This is a genomic window from Butyrivibrio sp. VCB2001, assembly GCF_000423965.1.
In the GTDB taxonomy this organism is placed as follows: domain Bacteria; phylum Bacillota; class Clostridia; order Lachnospirales; family Lachnospiraceae; genus Butyrivibrio.
Genome location: NZ_AUIZ01000008.1, coordinates 42,606 through 60,647, shown reverse-complemented (window position 1 = coordinate 60,647; position 18,042 = coordinate 42,606). Strand labels below are relative to the sequence as shown.

Annotated in this window: 14 protein-coding genes and 1 pseudogene; 1 reads left to right on the top strand and 14 read right to left on the bottom strand. The window is 38.9% G+C overall.

What is annotated here, in order from left to right:
- Position 1: 1 nt before the first annotated feature.
- From G589_RS0109895 to G589_RS0109845, 12 genes and pseudogenes are all read right to left on the bottom strand, one after another.
- Positions 2-1,201, bottom strand: a complete 1,200-nt coding sequence (locus tag G589_RS0109895; RefSeq protein ID WP_026522025.1) for a glycosyltransferase — start codon at positions 1,199-1,201, stop codon at positions 2-4.
- A gap of 1 nt (position 1,202) precedes the next feature.
- On the bottom strand, positions 1,203-1,787 hold the full coding sequence (locus G589_RS21135; protein WP_026522024.1) for a VanZ family protein: 585 nt from the start codon (positions 1,785-1,787) through the stop codon (positions 1,203-1,205).
- Positions 1,788-2,939, bottom strand: coding sequence for a glycosyltransferase family 4 protein (locus tag G589_RS0109885; RefSeq protein WP_026522023.1), 1,152 nt, complete (start codon positions 2,937-2,939; stop codon positions 1,788-1,790).
- A gap of 15 nt (positions 2,940-2,954) precedes the next feature.
- Positions 2,955-4,355, bottom strand: coding sequence for a sugar transferase (locus G589_RS0109880; RefSeq protein WP_026522022.1), 1,401 nt, complete (start codon positions 4,353-4,355; stop codon positions 2,955-2,957).
- Positions 4,356-4,604: 249 nt separating this feature from the next.
- On the bottom strand, positions 4,605-9,227 hold the full coding sequence (locus tag G589_RS21130) for a class B sortase (protein ID WP_051192299.1): 4,623 nt from the start codon (positions 9,225-9,227) through the stop codon (positions 4,605-4,607).
- A 141-nt stretch (positions 9,228-9,368) separates the two neighbouring features.
- Positions 9,369-9,686 (bottom strand): annotated as a pseudogene (locus tag G589_RS22485) (cellulase family glycosylhydrolase); the annotation flags it as partial.
- Between the two features lie 58 nt (positions 9,687-9,744).
- Complete coding sequence (locus G589_RS0109870; RefSeq protein WP_026522021.1) at positions 9,745-10,362, bottom strand: regulatory protein RecX; 618 nt, start codon at positions 10,360-10,362, stop codon at positions 9,745-9,747.
- A gap of 84 nt (positions 10,363-10,446) precedes the next feature.
- Positions 10,447-11,526 (bottom strand): recombinase RecA, encoded by a 1,080-nt coding sequence (gene recA / locus G589_RS0109865; RefSeq protein ID WP_026522020.1) that lies wholly within the window; start codon positions 11,524-11,526, stop codon positions 10,447-10,449.
- Positions 11,527-11,739: 213 nt separating this feature from the next.
- Complete coding sequence (locus G589_RS0109860) at positions 11,740-12,270, bottom strand: hypothetical protein (RefSeq protein ID WP_026522019.1); 531 nt, start codon at positions 12,268-12,270, stop codon at positions 11,740-11,742.
- Between the two features lie 27 nt (positions 12,271-12,297).
- Entirely contained in the window at positions 12,298-12,696 is a 399-nt protein-coding gene (locus G589_RS0109855; RefSeq protein ID WP_026522018.1) for a GerW family sporulation protein, read from the bottom strand.
- Between the two features lie 24 nt (positions 12,697-12,720).
- Positions 12,721-13,692 (bottom strand): DUF2953 domain-containing protein, encoded by a 972-nt coding sequence (locus G589_RS0109850; protein WP_026522017.1) that lies wholly within the window; start codon positions 13,690-13,692, stop codon positions 12,721-12,723.
- A 15-nt stretch (positions 13,693-13,707) separates the two neighbouring features.
- Positions 13,708-14,046, bottom strand: coding sequence for a hypothetical protein (locus tag G589_RS0109845; RefSeq protein ID WP_026522016.1), 339 nt, complete (start codon positions 14,044-14,046; stop codon positions 13,708-13,710).
- Between the two features lie 137 nt (positions 14,047-14,183).
- On the opposite strand from G589_RS0109845, the gene G589_RS0109840 reads away from it, so the two are divergent.
- On the top strand, positions 14,184-15,245 hold the full coding sequence (locus tag G589_RS0109840; RefSeq protein WP_035775819.1) for an HD-GYP domain-containing protein: 1,062 nt from the start codon (positions 14,184-14,186) through the stop codon (positions 15,243-15,245).
- Positions 15,246-15,248: 3 nt separating this feature from the next.
- Here the strand turns inward: G589_RS0109840 and G589_RS0109835 are convergent, their stop codons facing one another.
- A complete protein-coding gene (locus G589_RS0109835; RefSeq protein ID WP_026522014.1) occupies positions 15,249-16,688 on the bottom strand; it encodes a peptidoglycan D,D-transpeptidase FtsI family protein in 1,440 nt (479 codons plus the stop codon).
- Positions 16,669-18,042, bottom strand: coding sequence for an FtsW/RodA/SpoVE family cell cycle protein (locus G589_RS0109830; RefSeq protein ID WP_026522013.1), 1,374 nt, complete (start codon positions 18,040-18,042; stop codon positions 16,669-16,671). Before G589_RS0109830 ends, G589_RS0109835 begins: the two co-directional genes overlap by 20 nt.

The following is an 18,042-nucleotide window of genomic DNA, read 5'->3' as shown; positions in this document are numbered from 1 at the left end:
ATCACTTATATATAACAAGTAATTTTTCCAAATACTGATCTATAGTATCAAAAGACAATTCTTTACATGCTTCATGCATTTCTTTTGCCAGATTATCATCTTGCCAGAGTTTATGTATCGATTCGCACAATGCATCTACATCTCCGGCTTTGAATAAAAGGCCAGTTTCTCCGGCTTTTATAAGTTCAGGTATACCACCGATATCTGCTCCGATAACAGGTGTTCCATAGAGCTGTGATTCCATGACAGAGAATGGACAGTTCTCATACCACTCAGAAGGATATACAGATGCTCTTGCCTTTCTGATAAGATCAGATAGCTCACCGCCACTCTTAAAGCCGACATTTTTAATATTGTCTATTCCTTCAAGCAGATTCTCCAAAGGACCTTTCCCGGCAAAAATAAAGTTAACTTCAGGAAGCCTCTTTGCAGCTTCGATTAAAGTTCTGACTCCTTTTTCTTCTGAGAATCTTCCAAAGTAAAGCACGTAATCCTCTTTGTTGACCTCCATCCAGTCTATAGCATCAAGGAAGTTGTGAATAGCTACAGTCTTCTTTGCAAATAACGGGTTTGTATCCAGTTTAGTTTTCATGAAGTTACTGCAGCAAATGAAGGTATCAATATACTTATATGTTCCCTTCATCTTCCAGAATGAAGCCTCGAGAGTTCCAATAAAACTCTTCGCTGTACTGCCATGGATGCATTTGCCTTTGGTGCAGTTCATAAAGCTGCCTGTCAGGCACTTCTCACAATTCTCATGAGTATTGGGATTATTACACATGTGATTTGGGCAAACAAGCTGATAATCATGAGCCGTGAAGACAATCTTGCATTTATGGCCTGTCTTCTTTCTCCAATCAACTATTTCAAGGATTATTGATGGAGTAAGCTGATAATTAAAATTATTGAGATGAACTACATCAGGTGCAAAATCATCAAGAACAAGTCTTATCTTCTGGCGCGCTTCCTTGGAATAAATAGTCTTAAGAGGATATGTCATCTTCTTAAGCTTAGAAGCGTCATGAAAATCCATATCAGATGTATATGCGTTCATATTGTTGCCAACACATCTACCCTCATGTTCCATTCCGAAGTATTGCACTTCATGTCCATTAGCCATAAGAGCTTCGCCAAGTTTAAATATGTACGTCTCTGATCCACCATTGGGATACAAGAACTTGTTCACCATTAATACTTTCATCTTATTTCTGCTCCGTATCTATTTTATTGCCAGATAATTTTATAAATAAGGCACATAAAACTGCCCCAATAAAGCTCCCTGTCGTATTAGTCAAGATATCAGTTAATTCAAACATTCCTGTGCCTGTTATAAGTTGCGTAGTTTCAATCAACAAACTGTAGCATACCCCAATAAGTGTTGTTATGGCAATACTTTTAAAGCACATCTTGTTTCTAAATGCAAGATATGCCAATATACCTATTGGTATAAATAAAATAATATTATAAATACTGTAGGCACTTACTCGAAAAGAAGGATTACCTGTTCTAAGACCAAAGCCAAGATTGATAAACAGATGAACAATACTCTCTCTGGATCCAATGGGTCTCCTGAGTATTGTTATATTAAGAACAAACCAAGAATATACCAAAAATAGATAGAATTGAAGAAGCTTTACTGTACTGATTTTTTTCCTTCTATTTATAAAAAACGCAGGTATAAATAAAAGAATAGCTATCAAAATTGATACGTTTATAAAAAACCCTAAATTTAATCCCTGCGTTTCAGCTTGAAATACATCTATCAGAATCTGAAAATTATTGCGCATTTAAACCTTATCTATCCTCTCTACATTGATGATGGCATCAATATAGAGTATAACACTGGCACTGGTTACTTCATTCCAGTTAAATCTGTTGTAACAATAGTTCATGATCTCATAATCAGTATAAAAAAGCTCAGGATCACTTATGGCTGCTCTAAGCTTTTTCTCAAGATCATCAACGTTGGATTTTTCGAAATACATAGCATATTCTTTACATGCTTCCTTGTTTTCAGGAATATCACTCACAAGACATCTTCGGCCAAAACTCATAGCCTCCAATAGACTTATTGGCATTCCCTCAATATCACTGGGGAGCACATAAAGATAAGTGTTGCTATATAATTCTGAGAACAGATGCCCCTGGACAAATCCTGTAAGGACAATTCTCTTATCCTTTTTAGCAAGTCTTTTTACTTCATTCTCATAATCTCCGGTATGGCTTCTTCCTCCGGCAATTACGAGCTTCATATCTGTATCAATCCTTGAAAAAGCTTCCATCAAGTATGTTATACCCTTTTCCGGAACTATTCTTCCAAGATAAAGAATATACTTATCTTTTTCAAGACCAAACTTATTGGCTATTATATCAGGATCACGGAATTCTGTTCTTGTGACACCATTAGGAATATATATGGTTTCTCTGTTATAGGTGTCTTTAAAATACTGCTGAACATTTCTCGATAGAACAATTACTTCATCCGCATATTTGGCCGCGATTTTCTCACCGAGCTTTAATATCTTTGTTGCAAAACCGCCCCACTTAGCACGTTGCCAATCAAGGCCATGTATTGTAGCTATGGTTCTAATGCCAAGTATATGTGGAATAATAAGCATCAGGCATGGGCCTTCAGCATGGTAATGAATTACATCGTAATTTCCAAAAACAGCCATGATAGTAGCTATAAATGAATAGACAATGGCATTAAGAGCTTTATTGTCAGGTGTGGGCACATGAACAATTCTTATTCCCTTATACTTTTTAAGTTTATGGGCTTCAAGATCAGCATTCTTGTCAGCAACATTACGTCCTTTTCTATTGTAAACAGTAACAGAATGCCCCATTTGAACCAGGCGGCTGGCTAGTTCTTCGACAACTATTTCTACACCGCCTTCTCTTGAAGGTATTCTCTTATGCCCTATCATAGCAATTTTCATATTTGACTTCCTATCTTAATATGAATTCTTCCTGGTCAAGACACCGGTGATGGTCTTTAATATTATTTTAATATCAAGGAGCATACTCCAGTTATCAATATAATCTGTGTCAAGCTCTACAATTTTATCGAAATTAGTTACAGAGCTTCTGCCATTTACCTGCCACATTCCGGTGATTCCTGGCTTAATACTAATTCTTCTCCACTGCTTGGCAGTGTATTTTGAAACTTCATCAATTGTCGGTGGCCTTGTTCCTACAACAGACATTGATCCAGCAAGTACGTTAAAGAATTGTGGTAATTCATCAATACTTGTTTTTCTGATAAAGCGACCTACCCTTGTTATCCTTGGATCGTTCTTTATCTTGAACATCAATCCGTCTTCCATCTCATTTTGATCTTCAAGTTCATCCTTCATCTCTTCAGCATTCATACACATACTTCTGAACTTCCAAATCTTGAAATGCCTACCGTTTTTACCTACTCTGACCTGCTTAAAGAAAACATGACCTTTTGAATCAAGCTTAATTGCAATTGCAGTAACTATCATTATTGGTAAAGTAACAATAATTCCAGCCAAAGAGAATACAATATCAAAACCTCTCTTGAACACTCTTTCAAATGGATTCACCGGAACAGTATGGAATGTATAAACTGGGTATGTTCCGACGCTGCTTACATAAGAGAAAGCCTTTCTTCTTCTGAATGTGTCGATAATAATTCGACAAGTTACACCCATCTCGATGCATTTATCAACGTAGCTCTGAAGAGCAATGATATCCATATCTCTCTTCTGTAAAATATAAATCTGATCAATATTGTATTTTCTGATTATTGATTCAAGATCAGAAATCTTACCAATATATTCCAATGACTCATCATCATCGTCAAAACTTATAAAGCCAATCTCATTTACAATAGTAGAAGTCTTGCCAAGGAAATATCTGAATTTGTTATAAGAGTCCTTACTTCCGACATACAAAACTCTCGGAACATGTTTCCTTGCAATAAACTTATCAATTATTCCCTTAAAAAATACTATTTGCATAGTAAGAAGGAAATATGATGTGCCTAAAAGCCACCAAATAAAATCCAAAATAAATCTTATATCAGATACATTGAAATAGATTATTGCGCCACAGCAAAGTGCACCAACAAAAGCAACAGTCTCTCTTTTAAATATTCTGTCTATATAAAAGAAAACAGTGTTGTTATATATGTTTAAAGAATTATTAATTAAAAGAAAAACCAGTATGCAAACAAGATACAACGAAATAAACGCTTTCCACTGCGCACCTGTGTAAGCATTTCTTCCCCCGAAAAATGAATACGTTATACCAAACGAAATCAAATGAACTAAAGCATCCAAAAAAACATGAACAATATCAAAAGACGCCCTCGAATTTGCTCGATTCATATTAAATTCCCCCTCAACAATACAACCAATTAAAAAAATATTAAAAATTTACTAAAAATTCACCACTGATACTTTAACAGAATGGCATGCAATTAATCAACCCAAAAAGAATACAAATATTAAAATTTTATAAACTAAATTTATGTTAGAATTATATAAAAAAGAGGGAAACTTCAGTTTCCCTCTTTCCTTTGTTTTACCCTACTTTTTGATATATTAGTTTATTTTTGTTTCACTAATAAACGAATTCTACTGTTCGTAATCATACGAATCTGTTCTTACTCCGCAGACAATAAGTCTTGTATTTTCATCTGCAGTACATGTTGACAGAGTAATTACATGATCAGATTCATTTGTCTGAATTCCTGTATCAATTACTGAATCCCGCTCGAGCTTTTTGAGAGTCTTCCAATAATTCGATGGCTCTTTTCCATACGTCCAGAAAACGTCATGGCTATCAGCTACTTCTTCGCAAGCAAAAACCTGATATCTATAAACAGAATCATTTGTGAATATCTGAAAGTACTGATGCTCATTGTAATATTCCGGATCGGTCTCATAGTAGCGCAACTTACCAAACATAGACAGATCTTTCATATTGTGTCCGTAAACCAAGCTATGCGGATCTGAAAAATCCGGTGTAGACTCACAATCAACGAAAATTGAGCCTGCCCTTGCTTTCTCCCCGGTATATGCAGATGTGACATATTTTGAATTATCGCCGGAATACATTACCGGATAACTTATATCCTCATTCTCAAAATAAATCCATCCCACTGCTTCCGGATATTCCTTTTGGAGATCAGTAAGATTAACATTTACGAGATTCCACCATTCATCTGACTTATCTCTTTCTTTTTTGACTCCTGCAACCTGAGGTTTTTCAGGCGAATCAGGTGTTTCCTCAATATATGTTTCTTCTGCCTCACTATAAATGTGCTCGGCTTTTTGGTACTGGTTTCTTGTAGTGATAAGAGCTATTGAAGAAACAACTACTGCTATTGCGCTAACACAGCATATAACTTTAGCCCGGTTTTCACGAATATATTTGATTGTGGACATTGTAGCGGTACTTATTATTGCTCCGAAAAACAGGATAAATCTTTCAAGCCTGCTCAGTTCCGACTTTTCACAGTCTTTTTTACTAGAGTATATTTCATGAGCAGAAAAAGCAAAAGCAATTATTCCTGCCACCAAAATGATCACCCATAGCCATACTATAGGCAATGTATCACCGGTTGCCGGCGCTCGGGAATCATCATCATCTTCAACATCCTTTTGCGCACCATTAACTTCTTTCGCAGCAGTCCAGCCTGCAACCAGTGTTATATTCTTTGTTACGGGTGTATCAAAATTATAAGCAGATGCTGTGGTAGTACTTGACGTCGAGGTCGAGGTACTGCTTGTCGTCGCTCCTTTTTGATACCATCCTTTGAACGTATACCCTTCCTTAGTAGGGTCTTCAGGGCGAGATACTTTATCCCCGGATTTAACTTTAACTGTAGACTTTTCAGTTCCGTTATCAAATGTTACTGTGTAATACTGAGCTGAAGACTGATATGCCACAGCATAAGTTGAGAACTTGTAAGCATAAACAGTAATCTTGCCGTTGTTTTTATCTAAAGTATAATGCTCACCGGAGCCACTTGTGCTCATGGAACTTACTGTTCCTTCATGTTCCCTGAGTAAAGTTATGTTTTTCTTTTCACTAAAATCGTAAGAAATATCAAACGAAAGAAGTACTGCTTTCTTATTGTTATCTACGACTTCTGAAACATTGCTTTTACTTGAAGTACCATTAGTAGTAACCGTCTGATTTACATCAATTTCAATAATATCAGCAAAATATGCTGCTGCACTTCCGACTTCTGATGAATCCTGAGATTCTTTGGTCAGATTCTTTTTCCCTTTAAACTCATCGATTATAGAATCTGACAGTTCAGCGGAAGCAAAGCTCATATTTACTTCAACGTCATCATATGGAGTTCCAACAGTTTCAGCATAAGTCTGAAGCTTTGCTTTGCCTTCATGGTTAAGTGAAACTCCTTTTACATTTGTTTGTAATTCGCTTGGTTTATAATATGAAGAAGTAGAAACTCTTTTATGCTTTTCTAATGAGTATACATCCCATAAAGAATCAACAGAGAAGGCAAACTCAACACTTGAGCCGGCAGGGACATTAACCCATGACATACCCAGTGAGCTGAGTTTGTTCTCAAGCAGATTAAGCTCACTACTTGTATAAGCCAGTGGATGTGAAGGATTTTGAATTCCCATCCATACCCTTAGACCTGTCGATGTTATCGGCACAACTGCATATGCCGGTAACTGGATTGCATCTGCTTTGTTTTTCATTTTAGTAGCTGCTGTTTTAATTGAATCTACAGCCATGTAAGAGACACAATCTATGGTGCCACTGTTCTTATTGGCATAAAGAGTACCTTTTGTTGCATAGGTTGCGATTGTATTATCGCCTATAACAGCATCTTCTCCAAATGCAAACGAACGATAGCCATCAAGGAGATTTGCTGTACCATACAATAGCGAAGGATCATTCTCATTAAATCTGAAATATAACTCCTTTAAAGTTGCACCGGCGCCAAAACTTGTACTTGTCGGGCTTGCCTGCTCGCTGGATAAAACCTTCCATCCTTCACCACTTGCTGTAGTTGCAAGCATATCATCTTCAAAGTCTCCGATAACATCAAAAGTATTTACCAGTCTTCCTCCTGAAGTTGTTACAGAACTAAGTGTATATGCCATAGTTCCATTTGTGACATAGCATTGATCCACAGGAGTATTGACGCCGATCCAATCTCGTAATAAATCGGAGCTTTCAGTTATCACCTGAACAGCATTACTGGCTTTTCCATTGATAAGACATCTGTACCATTTTCCAACAGCTGCTGCAGAACTTGCAGCATATTCTTCGGTATTGGCATACATGATAGGAGTAAAAGAGCTGTCAACATTCGAATCACTGCTCTCCCATTGATAGGAAACAGCTCCCTTTTCTTGCGCATTACTATTAATCCTTATAGGCATTTTAAGTCTAAAGGAATTAATACCAAGTTCTATACCGGATGGATAGCCTCCATTTTCAAAGTCTACTGTTTCAGCGGAAATATCACCAATGGTCAATGTGACAGCATATGTAAGTCCGCCATAAGTTATATCTAATGTCGTTTCGAGATTCTTTTGATCCTTTTGGGGCTTTTGAACTACTAAGAACCACTTACCTGAGCTACTTGGTTTAAACAAACCATTATCATCAATTGTCGGTATTGTTTTGCCTACTGAATCTGTCTCATATTCCAGTGTATCAACATAGATGTAGTTCACTAACGTGTTGTCAGTGGTTACTGCACTGATTTCTTTCCCATCGGCATCTTCGGCGATTTGCAGTTCTTTAAGAACATCATCTAAAGAAATTACTGACTGCTTAACTTCGTAATCCAGTACTCCTTCATAGCTGAATCTGAGAACATACGTCGAAAAGCCATAAGTTACAGCTTCTATTGCCTTAGCATCGTCTGCATCAACAACTACCGATGATAACTTTTCAACCAACATATTTCCTAAAGATGCGCTATCTTCGGACATGCTACGAGTTGCTCCAAGAACAGCTGAGCCGGAATCTTCCGGTTTCTTTTCATCCAATATATGATAAATATCCGCTTTAAGAGATTCGTTTGTTACTTCTTCTGACTCAAAAGATACAATTACACGACCCTTTTCAGTGTCAGGCTCAATTTCTTCACCATTTTCATCAAGAATCTTAATGTCAAATGAGTATGACTTTACAACATTATCATCTGTCTCGATTTGATCTGATAATACGCTGTTTACCTTTTCTTCCTGGTCTTCGTCAAGCTTTGTGGCGTTTACAAAAGCACCTTCAGGAAATACTCCCTTGTCAGCTCTTACTCTGATTTTTACGCTGTCTACTTCTACAGTTTCATCGAACTCAAAGCTATCTTCTATGATCTTAACAGTAATTGTTGGAAGCTCAGCCTCAATATAATAGAAATCCGGAATCAGCAATATCGGTGTGAATACATACTCCATTCCCACCATCTCCGGGTTATATTCGTCAGTTCCGTTTAGAACAGGATTGAGTATCCACTGGATTTCTGAAACCATTTCATGACTAATTTCGTCGTCATCATCTACATCAGCGACATCATTAACTTCATCAATAGTTTCAGTTGCATGGACTCTGCCCATACTAAGAACGTCTTTTATTTTGCCTATGAGCCCCTCTCCGCTCTCGCTTTCTTCCTCATTAACTGGTTCATCCGATTCTTCAAACAACAAAATAGAATTTTCTTCTTCATCATTTGTTTCAATAACAGAATCGATCGAATTGCTTTCATCAACAGCTGTAGATGCCTCACCTGTTTCAGAATCAAAGAATAGAATCTCATCACCTGTTTCTTCAGATTCTAACTCTTGAGCCTCGGGCTCTTCAGATCCCTGCTCTTCAGAATCAAGGTCATAGTCATGCCTATTATTTAAACGTTCTTCACCAAGTTGTCTTGCTATTCTTTCATCACGATCAATATCTTCAACAACATCAATTTCTAAAGTATCCGGAAAGATAATATCTTCTAATGCAGTTCCTGCTTTTACTTCCTGGTAAGCAATTTCTTCCGGTAATTCTTCAAACTTTGATATCTTGACATAAACCTGTTCATCCGGAATTTCAAGCACTTCAGGGATGTCATCTTCTTCAACTTCTTCTATTGAAGTATTCTCATCTAAGCCTGTATCATCTGCAAAGAAAACAGCATCAGATATAAAAGGCGCAAATGCAATGTTTGAGACAAAAATAATATTAGCAATAAGGACAGATACTATCTTTTTCTTCATATCAATCTCCTGCAAAATACTTCGAATATATAGAAAATCTCACAATTATATTTTATCGAATTATTGTTACATTAAATTGAGTTATTAAGAAATTTAATTTTTTTTTTATAATATCGTGTGACAATATAGCGTTAAGTCAGGTTATCTCAAAACTCTATAAGCTATATTTCTGATTAAATGTGCAATAATGCCGTAATCCCTTGTAAGCGTCTGTGGAAGTGAAGGAATTCTGTCAAAAAGCACTGCCTGAAGCCCCTCATGGTGAGATGCTGTGTAAAAATGAAGAACATACATTATATTGTCATACGAAAGTGGATTTCTTACGCATGGTGCAAGGTTTCTGTCATAATCCGGAGTACCGACAAGAATAAGGGAATCAGGATTATTTTTACGTATAATTTTTATTATCTGCTCAGAATATGTATAAACATCATTCCAATCTGTATCTCCATTGGGTTCATTACATGCATCACAGGGTTACCTGATTCATCAATGTGAATCAGTCCTCTTTTTTTGGTTATTCATCATAAAGTTCCATAGCTCTGCGAATATCAGACATTTGGAAACCTTTTCTCAGAAGAAATGCCATTATCTTCTGCTTTTCTTTATATTCTGTCTGTTCCGGATCATAATGTTTCTTGGAAAGTAGCTTTTTAATCTGTTCAAGTTCTATATCAGAGTCCTCTTTTACATATAGTTCCTCAACTATAGGCATAAAGATATCTTTACTGATACCCTTCCCTGAAAGGTCCTGGATAATTCGGTTCTTAGACCTTATGGACATATGATAAGTGATATAATCCCTGGCGTATCGTTCATCATCTAAGTAGTGATATGCTTTTACATAATGAATTGCATCATCAGTGATTTCTCTAGGATAAAGACCTTCTGATAACTTGTCTCGTAGCTGTTTCTCAGTGTAGTCTTTCTTTTGCAAAAGGTTCATAGCCCTTAGTTTGCAGCGCTTAGGAAGAACAACATCCATAATCTCTTGGTAATTTGCCTCAGATAGCTCCTGTCCTTCTCTTATACTGTAATCTCGTAATTCCCCTTTATATAGAACGAATGTAAATTCACCATCCAAATATACTTTGCATCTCTTTTTATCTAATTCAACTATATTTGTGACTGTCATAATATCCCCACACAATATTTAAAGTAATCCCCTGATAGTTATATGAACTATCAGGGGATAAAAAGTCGACTAATTATGGTACTATCATTCAGCCTTGGCTGCTCTGCCCTTCTTAGCAGGCTCTTTCTCTGCAGTCTCAGCTGCCTTAGGTGCTGTCTTAGCTCCATCAACAGGAAGTCCAAAGTGAGCTCTTACCTTGGCATCGATCTCTGCAAGTACCTGTGGGTTGTTCTCAAGGTAAAGCTTAGCATTCTCACGGCCTTGACCAATCTTCTCACCTTCGTACTGGTACCATGCGCCTGACTTATTGACAATGTCAGCGTTTGCTGCAAGATCAAGGACATCACCGGTCATGGAGATTCCCTTACCGAACATGATATCAAACTCAGCCTCTTTGAAAGGAGGAGCAATCTTGTTCTTAACCACCTTAACTCTTGTTCTGTTACCGATGTTCTCACCATTCTGCTTGATAGCTTCAATTCTACGTACATCCATACGAACTGATGAGTAGAACTTAAGCGCACGTCCACCGGTTGTGGTCTCAGGATTACCGAACATAATACCAACCTTCTCACGGAGCTGGTTGATGAATATTACTGTGCAATTAGACTTGCTGATAACTGCTGTAAGCTTACGAAGAGCCTGTGACATAAGTCTTGCCTGAAGACCAACATGTGAATCTCCCATATCTCCATCAATCTCAGCCTTGGGAACAAGGGCTGCAACAGAGTCAACTACTACGATATCAATTGCTCCGGATCTAACCATTGTCTCTGTGATCTCAAGAGCCTGCTCACCTGAATCAGGCTGTGAAATATACAGGTTGTCAACGTCAACTCCGATATTCTTGGCATATACAGGGTCAAGGGCATGCTCAGCATCGATAAATCCGGCAATACCACCCCTCTTCTGAACTTCAGCGATCATGTGAAGTGTTACGGTTGTCTTACCACTGGACTCAGGTCCGTAGATCTCAACGATTCTTCCCTTAGGGATTCCACCAAGTCCAAGTGCAATATCAAGGCTCAGAGATCCTGTAGGGATAGTCTCAATGTTCATTGTATCCGAGGAATCACCAAGCTTCATAACAGCGCCTTTTCCGAACTGCTTCTCAATCTGGCCAAGGGCTGCTTCCAATGCTTTCTGTTTTTCTTCTCTTTCCATATTTCCTCCTTTTAGAACATCCGTTCGTCTTGATAATATAAATATAAAACAGATGTTCGATTGTGTCAATAAATTTTTAACTGCAAAAATGAAAATTCCGGCAGATTCGCCAGACGTTTAGTCCCCACTAAACACACAAGTCATTGCACAGACACTGCAATGACTTGGTTATAATATCATATTCAAATTTTAGTGTCAAAAGAAATTTCCTTATCACATGGACATGTCATAATGGCTACAGCGAACTCTGTACTCTTCATTAATAAGCTGCACCATGTAGGAGTCACCACTAACATTATCCGGGTGGAACATCTTCATGAGGTCCTTATATCTCTTTTTCAAAGTAAGCGGACTGTTAACGCCTCTAAAGAGCATATCCACGGCATCATACTCATCCTCTCTCTGATAAGCCTTTTCTCTCTCGAGTCTGATAAATTCACTCTCGAGCTTCTTTTTATCAGAGTTGAGCTGGTCAAAGCCATTGTTTAATATCCTAAGTCTCTGGTCGAATAAGGCCTTTTCATTGTTGAGCTTCCTGGTTGCTGTCTCAAGCTTCTTCTCAGCAGCATCCATTCTCTCTTTAAAAGCCATTTCATCCCTGTAGAGTCCTTCATACTGCTCAGAAAGAGCACTTTCCTGATTCTCCAGGCGAACACTCTCCTTGAAAAGCCAGATCCTAAGCTCTGCAAGTTCGTCTTCTGTTCCGTTTAAAATGATTTCTTCGATATTTCTTTTTTCTTCCATAAGGAATCCCCCCGCCTTGTGGATTTATTACTTCTCCTCAGTGCCCTCAGGGAAAGCAATATTTACTGCTTCATCATCATCCATGATTCCTTCGTTCTTAGCGCTGAACTTGTTCATTATGTCCGGAACCAGATCAAGTACTTTGGTAACTGCGTCCTGATTCTTGATGTTTACAAGTTTAGTCGAACCGTTCTTTATAACAAGGACTGCACTTGGTGACATCTTGGCACCAAATCCGCCACATCCTCCATTCTTTTTATCGGCAGAAGTTGAGCCTGCCGCAACCCCAAATGAAACATCTACGAGCGGAAGTATGATTGTATCTCCAACCTTAGTAGGCTCACCGATCACTGTCTTGGTGCTCATTACTCTGTTCATGCCGCTGAGTAAGGACTCTACAACACCGCCAAAATTATTATCTGCCATGATACCCCTCCAAAAATATGTAAATTATGAATTGATAATCTTCTTAAACCTCTTTATTGTCTTCTTAACGTCTTTATTGAAGTAACAAACAGCGGCGCTATAGACAATGGTAAATAATGTTATATGACCTTTGATATGAGCATCCGTCATTATGACCTTCCGCTCGAAATCAGGTTCAAATCTGACCTTCTTATACAGATACGGATAAAGCGCTCCATAGCCGGCCATGATCTCTGCTGTCTGGGCCGGATCTCCGGTGCCAAGCATTAAATCTATATCGTATTTATCCGGCAGGATCATCTTGATTATCTTGATCAGTTTCTTCTTAACAAGTGCAAATGCTCTCTTGAAAATATCGTTTTCAAGGGTGCTTTTAATCATATCTATCTTATCACAAACTCTAGATATTGTATATCGTATTTTTTCAAACACATTTAGTGGTGTTTTCAGAATATTGTCTATTTTATCTATAATATTCCATAAAACATCAAGGAAAGATTTTGGCTCATCATCCTCAGTTTCCGTTTCAAGCTCAGAATCTGTTTCTGAAGCCTCAGAATCTGTTACTTCTTCACTTGGTTTAACATCCTCCGGTTTCTCTTCTTCCTTCTTTTCCTCCGAAGGCTTATCTTCTACCGGCTTCTCATCAGTCTCTTTTTCCTTGTCCTTATCCTTGTCCTTCTTTTTGTCTTCTTTTTCAGGCTTCTCTTTCTTTGGAAGGATCTTTATTCCAAAAACTCTCAGCGTGAACTCTTTGTTCTTGGGGAACTCGATTCCTCCTCTTATAACAAACAGCAGCCAGTGAAAAGACACTTTGGCAAATACCTTCTCCATATCAAAGCTGTTATCGAGCTCTGTTTCCGGGATATTTGCATCTATCCTGTAAAAGATCGGTGCAAACAAAACCAATAAAAGAAGCAAGAGGATAACTGCCAGTATCACCAGCAGCACAATTCCTATTATTTTTAAAACCGTCAAAACTCCAGTCAGTAACATAAAACACTCCGGTAATTATTTTTTATTATCCTTATCATCCAAGTAATCCAGAATTCTTCCCTCATAACCGGCTTCCATAGCCTCTTCTGTAATCTTAAGTACAAGGTCAAGGGCTTCTTTATAACTGCTTGCAATTCCGTATATATATGCAGGATTATCTCTGAAATATTTCTGTTGAAGGAATGCGCTGTGGATAATATCAAGCTGATCACCGTCTGAATCAGCTCTTTTTATGCAGTAGATGGTGAACTGACCGCTTCCATGATAAAGCTTCCATTTCACCTGCGAATGCATCTTAATAGAATCTCCCCAATAGAGGTTCTTATAGAATCGGCAAAAGCCTCTTGATCTCATACCCCAAAACATCTCCCAAATATCGTTTATCTGCATAAAAACAAATTGAATGTCGCCATATAAACAGATATACTTATATTATCATATTGATTTATATTTTTAAATTATGATTGCACTTCATTTATCGGAGGAGTTGTATGAAGTCTGTTGCTAGAATGGAGCTAAAACCGGGGATGGTTGTAGCTGAAGACGTCTTAAATTATCAGAATGAGATCATCGTTTCAAAGAACACCAAAATAAATGATACAATCATCGAGAAGCTGGCAAGGCAGTCTATTTTGGTTGTTCCTATCAAGGAAGAAGCAGACTTTGCCACCACTCATTTCGAAAAGGTCCGTCTGACTGAAGGCTTCAAGGCCTTTGAGTCCACCTATAGAATTTATTTTCCTGTTTTCAAGAATCTTGTGGTAAGTGCGGTAACCAACAGAACTCCCATCAACATGAACCAGCTTATGGAGGTTTATCGCAATATAATAGTATGTGCAAAAAGCGGTGAACTACTGCTCGACTACCTCTACAACATGCTTCCGGGCGAGGATGACATGACTCATGCTCACTGCCTCAACTCCGCTCTCATCGCCGGTGTATTTGGTACCTGGCTCGGTCTTTCCAATGAGGACATCAACCTTCTCATTCAGTGCGGATTTGTCTATGATATCGGCAAGCTCAGCATCCCATATCAGATCCTATGGAAGCCTGAGAGGCTCACTTCCGAAGAATACAGGCTTGTTATGAGACATACCACCATCGGATATGACTTTTTAAAAAGCTATGGTTCTTTTGACGAGCATATTTTAAATGCTACTCTTCAGCATCACGAGAGGTGCGATGGTTCTGGCTATCCCAAATCACTTCAATCAAATGAAATCGATCAGTTCGCCAAATATATAGCAATCATCGATACTTACGAAGCTATGACTTCACCCAGAACCTATCGTCAGAAGCTCAATCCTTTCCAGATCATAGCTAACTACGAAAACGAAGGTTTCGTTAAATATGACTTTGCTGCCATCAAGTCCATCCTGTCACATATAGCAAACTCTCAGCTTGGCTTTAACGTACAGCTTAGTAACGGCCAGATCGGAGAAGTCATATTAATAAATGAGAAGGCGCTCTCACGCCCTCTCGTTAAGCTTAGTGACAATTCACTTATTGATCTTTCAGCCAACATGCAACTGGCCATTGTTTCAGTATTCTGATGCTCACTCCACTCCGAAGTATGCATCGAATATTCTCTTAGCAATAGGTACAGCGAAACTTCCGCCGCTTCCTGCGTTCTCCACGATAATGGTCACGCAGATCTCCGGATCATCAGCAGGTGCAAATCCTGTAAACCATGCATGAGAATCAGTTGTAGTATTGGTAAATTCAGCAGAACCGGTCTTTCCTGCCGCTGTGTAGGAAAGGCCTTTTAATTTGCTTGCAGTTCCGGACTCAACAACTTCTTTCATCATGCCCTTTATTGTATCGGCCTCGAGGGCTGTCATTAGTCTCTTATAGGAATCCGGCTCATAATTCTTAACAGTCTTCCCGTCTACACTCTTTATTGAATCCACCAGAAATGGTTTCATCAGAACACCTTCATTGGCTATTGCACAGGTGATCATATTCATGTGCATAGGGGAAACTGAAGTTGCTCCCTGACCAATAGATAGCTGCATTACATCTCCCACACTTGTGCTCTGGTCAACTTTGGCACTGCTCTTTGCATACAGGATATCTATTGGAAGCTCCTGGTTGAACAAAAGCTGGTTTATTGTTTCGGAAAAGACCTTTCGATCAAGGCTTACACCTATGTTGGCAAATGATGAATTACATGACTCGGCAAATGACTTTGTAAGATCCACACTGCCATGTACCTCTCCGTGAAAGCACTGAATGCTCTCTCCCTCAGCCTGAAACCTTCCATTACAGCTAAACTTATAATTTGGATAATCCTGTGGATGCTGCTTTAAATATGCAAGGGTTGTAATGATCTTAAAGGTAGATCCCGGAGGATACATTCCCTGTGTTGCCCTGTTTAAAAGCTTGGCATCAGGAGATTTGTCAGCAAGAAGGCTCTCCCAGTCACTCTGAATGGTGTTTGGGTCAAAATCAGGTTTTGACACCATGGCAAGGACTTCTCCTGTCTTCGGATTTGTTACAACTATTGCTCCCTTTCTGGCTGAAAGTGCGTTGTAAGCGACCTCCTGGAGATTTACATCAAGCGTTGTTATACACATGTCTCCCGGATACTTGCTTCCCTGTGTATCCAGTGCAACCTTGTCAGGAAGGTCAATACTGGTGTTTATCAGGTAATAGTTGGCAAGGGCTTCTATTCCGGCCTTTCCGTTTGTCGAATAACCTACCACATGAGCAAACTCTTTTCCATAGGGATAGACACGTGCATCCTTACCATTTGCATCGGTTTCCGAGTAAGCCAGCACATCTCCGTCTCTTGAAAGTATCGATCCGCGAAGGTTCTGGTTTAAAAGGATCTGCTGTCTGGTGTTGTAGCTGTTATTCATAAGGACCTGTCTGTTGTTATACGCATAAACACTGATATATCCCAGCATCACACAGAAAATCAGAGCATAAAACGCAGAGATGACAAGTATTGGATATGATCGTATTTTCTTTTTCTTAGGCTTTTGTTGTTCCATTCTGTCTTCTTTCCTGCTCGCGTTTTAGTTTTCGCCTCTCCATGGCTTCGAATCTCTCATCTGTCCTTATCATACAGATACCCTCTGCTATCATGATCATCACAATTGTGACGAGGACTGATGTTCCTCCATAGCTTACAAGAGGAAGTGTTACACCGGTCAGAGGGATGAACTTGGCACCTCCTCCGATAGTAAGAAACGTCTGGAATATGTATGCTACGCCTATTCCGCAAACCACCATTCGGTAGTATTTATCCTTAATATAATATCCTTCGTACATGAGCATAAAGAATGTGCTGACGCAGACAAGCGCCATGAGAACAGCATAAATTACCCCCATCTCCTCAGCAATTGCGGAGAAAATGAAGTCCTGCTCAACATAAGGGATTGATCTTGGCGAGCCACCGTAAAGTCCAAGCCCAAACCAGCCTCCACTACTAATGCCGAACAGTGATTGTGAGAGCTGATAGCCCGAAGTCTCTATATCTCCGAATGGATCAAGCCAGGCCTGAACTCTTAGTCTTATATGGGAAAAGAGCTTGTAAGCAACTATGCTCGCTACCGCACCCAGCCCAAGACCTATGAAGAGATATCCGATGTTCTCAGTAGAAATATAAATCAGTGCCAGATATATCACAAAGAATATCAGCGCACTTCCAAGGTCCCTTGAAAGAACCAGAATTATCACATGTCCTGCTGCAACGACTGACGCAAGAAACAGCTGCCAGATATTCTCAGCCTCAAGAAGTGCCCCGGCCATGAAGAATAAGAACAATACCTTAACTGCCTCAGACGGCTGGAATGTGATTCCCACAAGGGTAAAAGAGATCTTGGAACCATTAGTGACAGCACCATATAAAAGCACTGCTCCTATAGCAACAATCCCGGCTCCTGCGTATATCCAGGTCAGTTTCTTCAGATAATCAAACCTAAGGATAACCTCCGGAATAAAAAAGCCAATGATAAAGGAAGCAGTTACGATAAAGAACTGCTTGACGGCCTTATCATAGGAAAGTCTTGTCAGGATTATCATTCCGATCATCAGAAGAAGGCAGGTGTTGTTGATAAGAAGCCTGTTGCCTTCAGGATAGATAACATAAAACAGCATCAGCACCGATGCGAAGATGATTATCTGAAACGCAAAGAAAAAGAGATAAACAGGCTTACCGGTCCTTGCTATTATCTGGATAAAGCAGGAAACCTGCATGGCAAACATGCAGATGATCTGTCTTATGTATAAGCCTTTTCTCTTCTTCTCTGTCTTGTATCTAAAGGCCATGAAAGCCTCTATTACATAGATCAGCATAAAAAGATCTATGACATATTTTGATATCTCAGTTACGTATAATTCCAT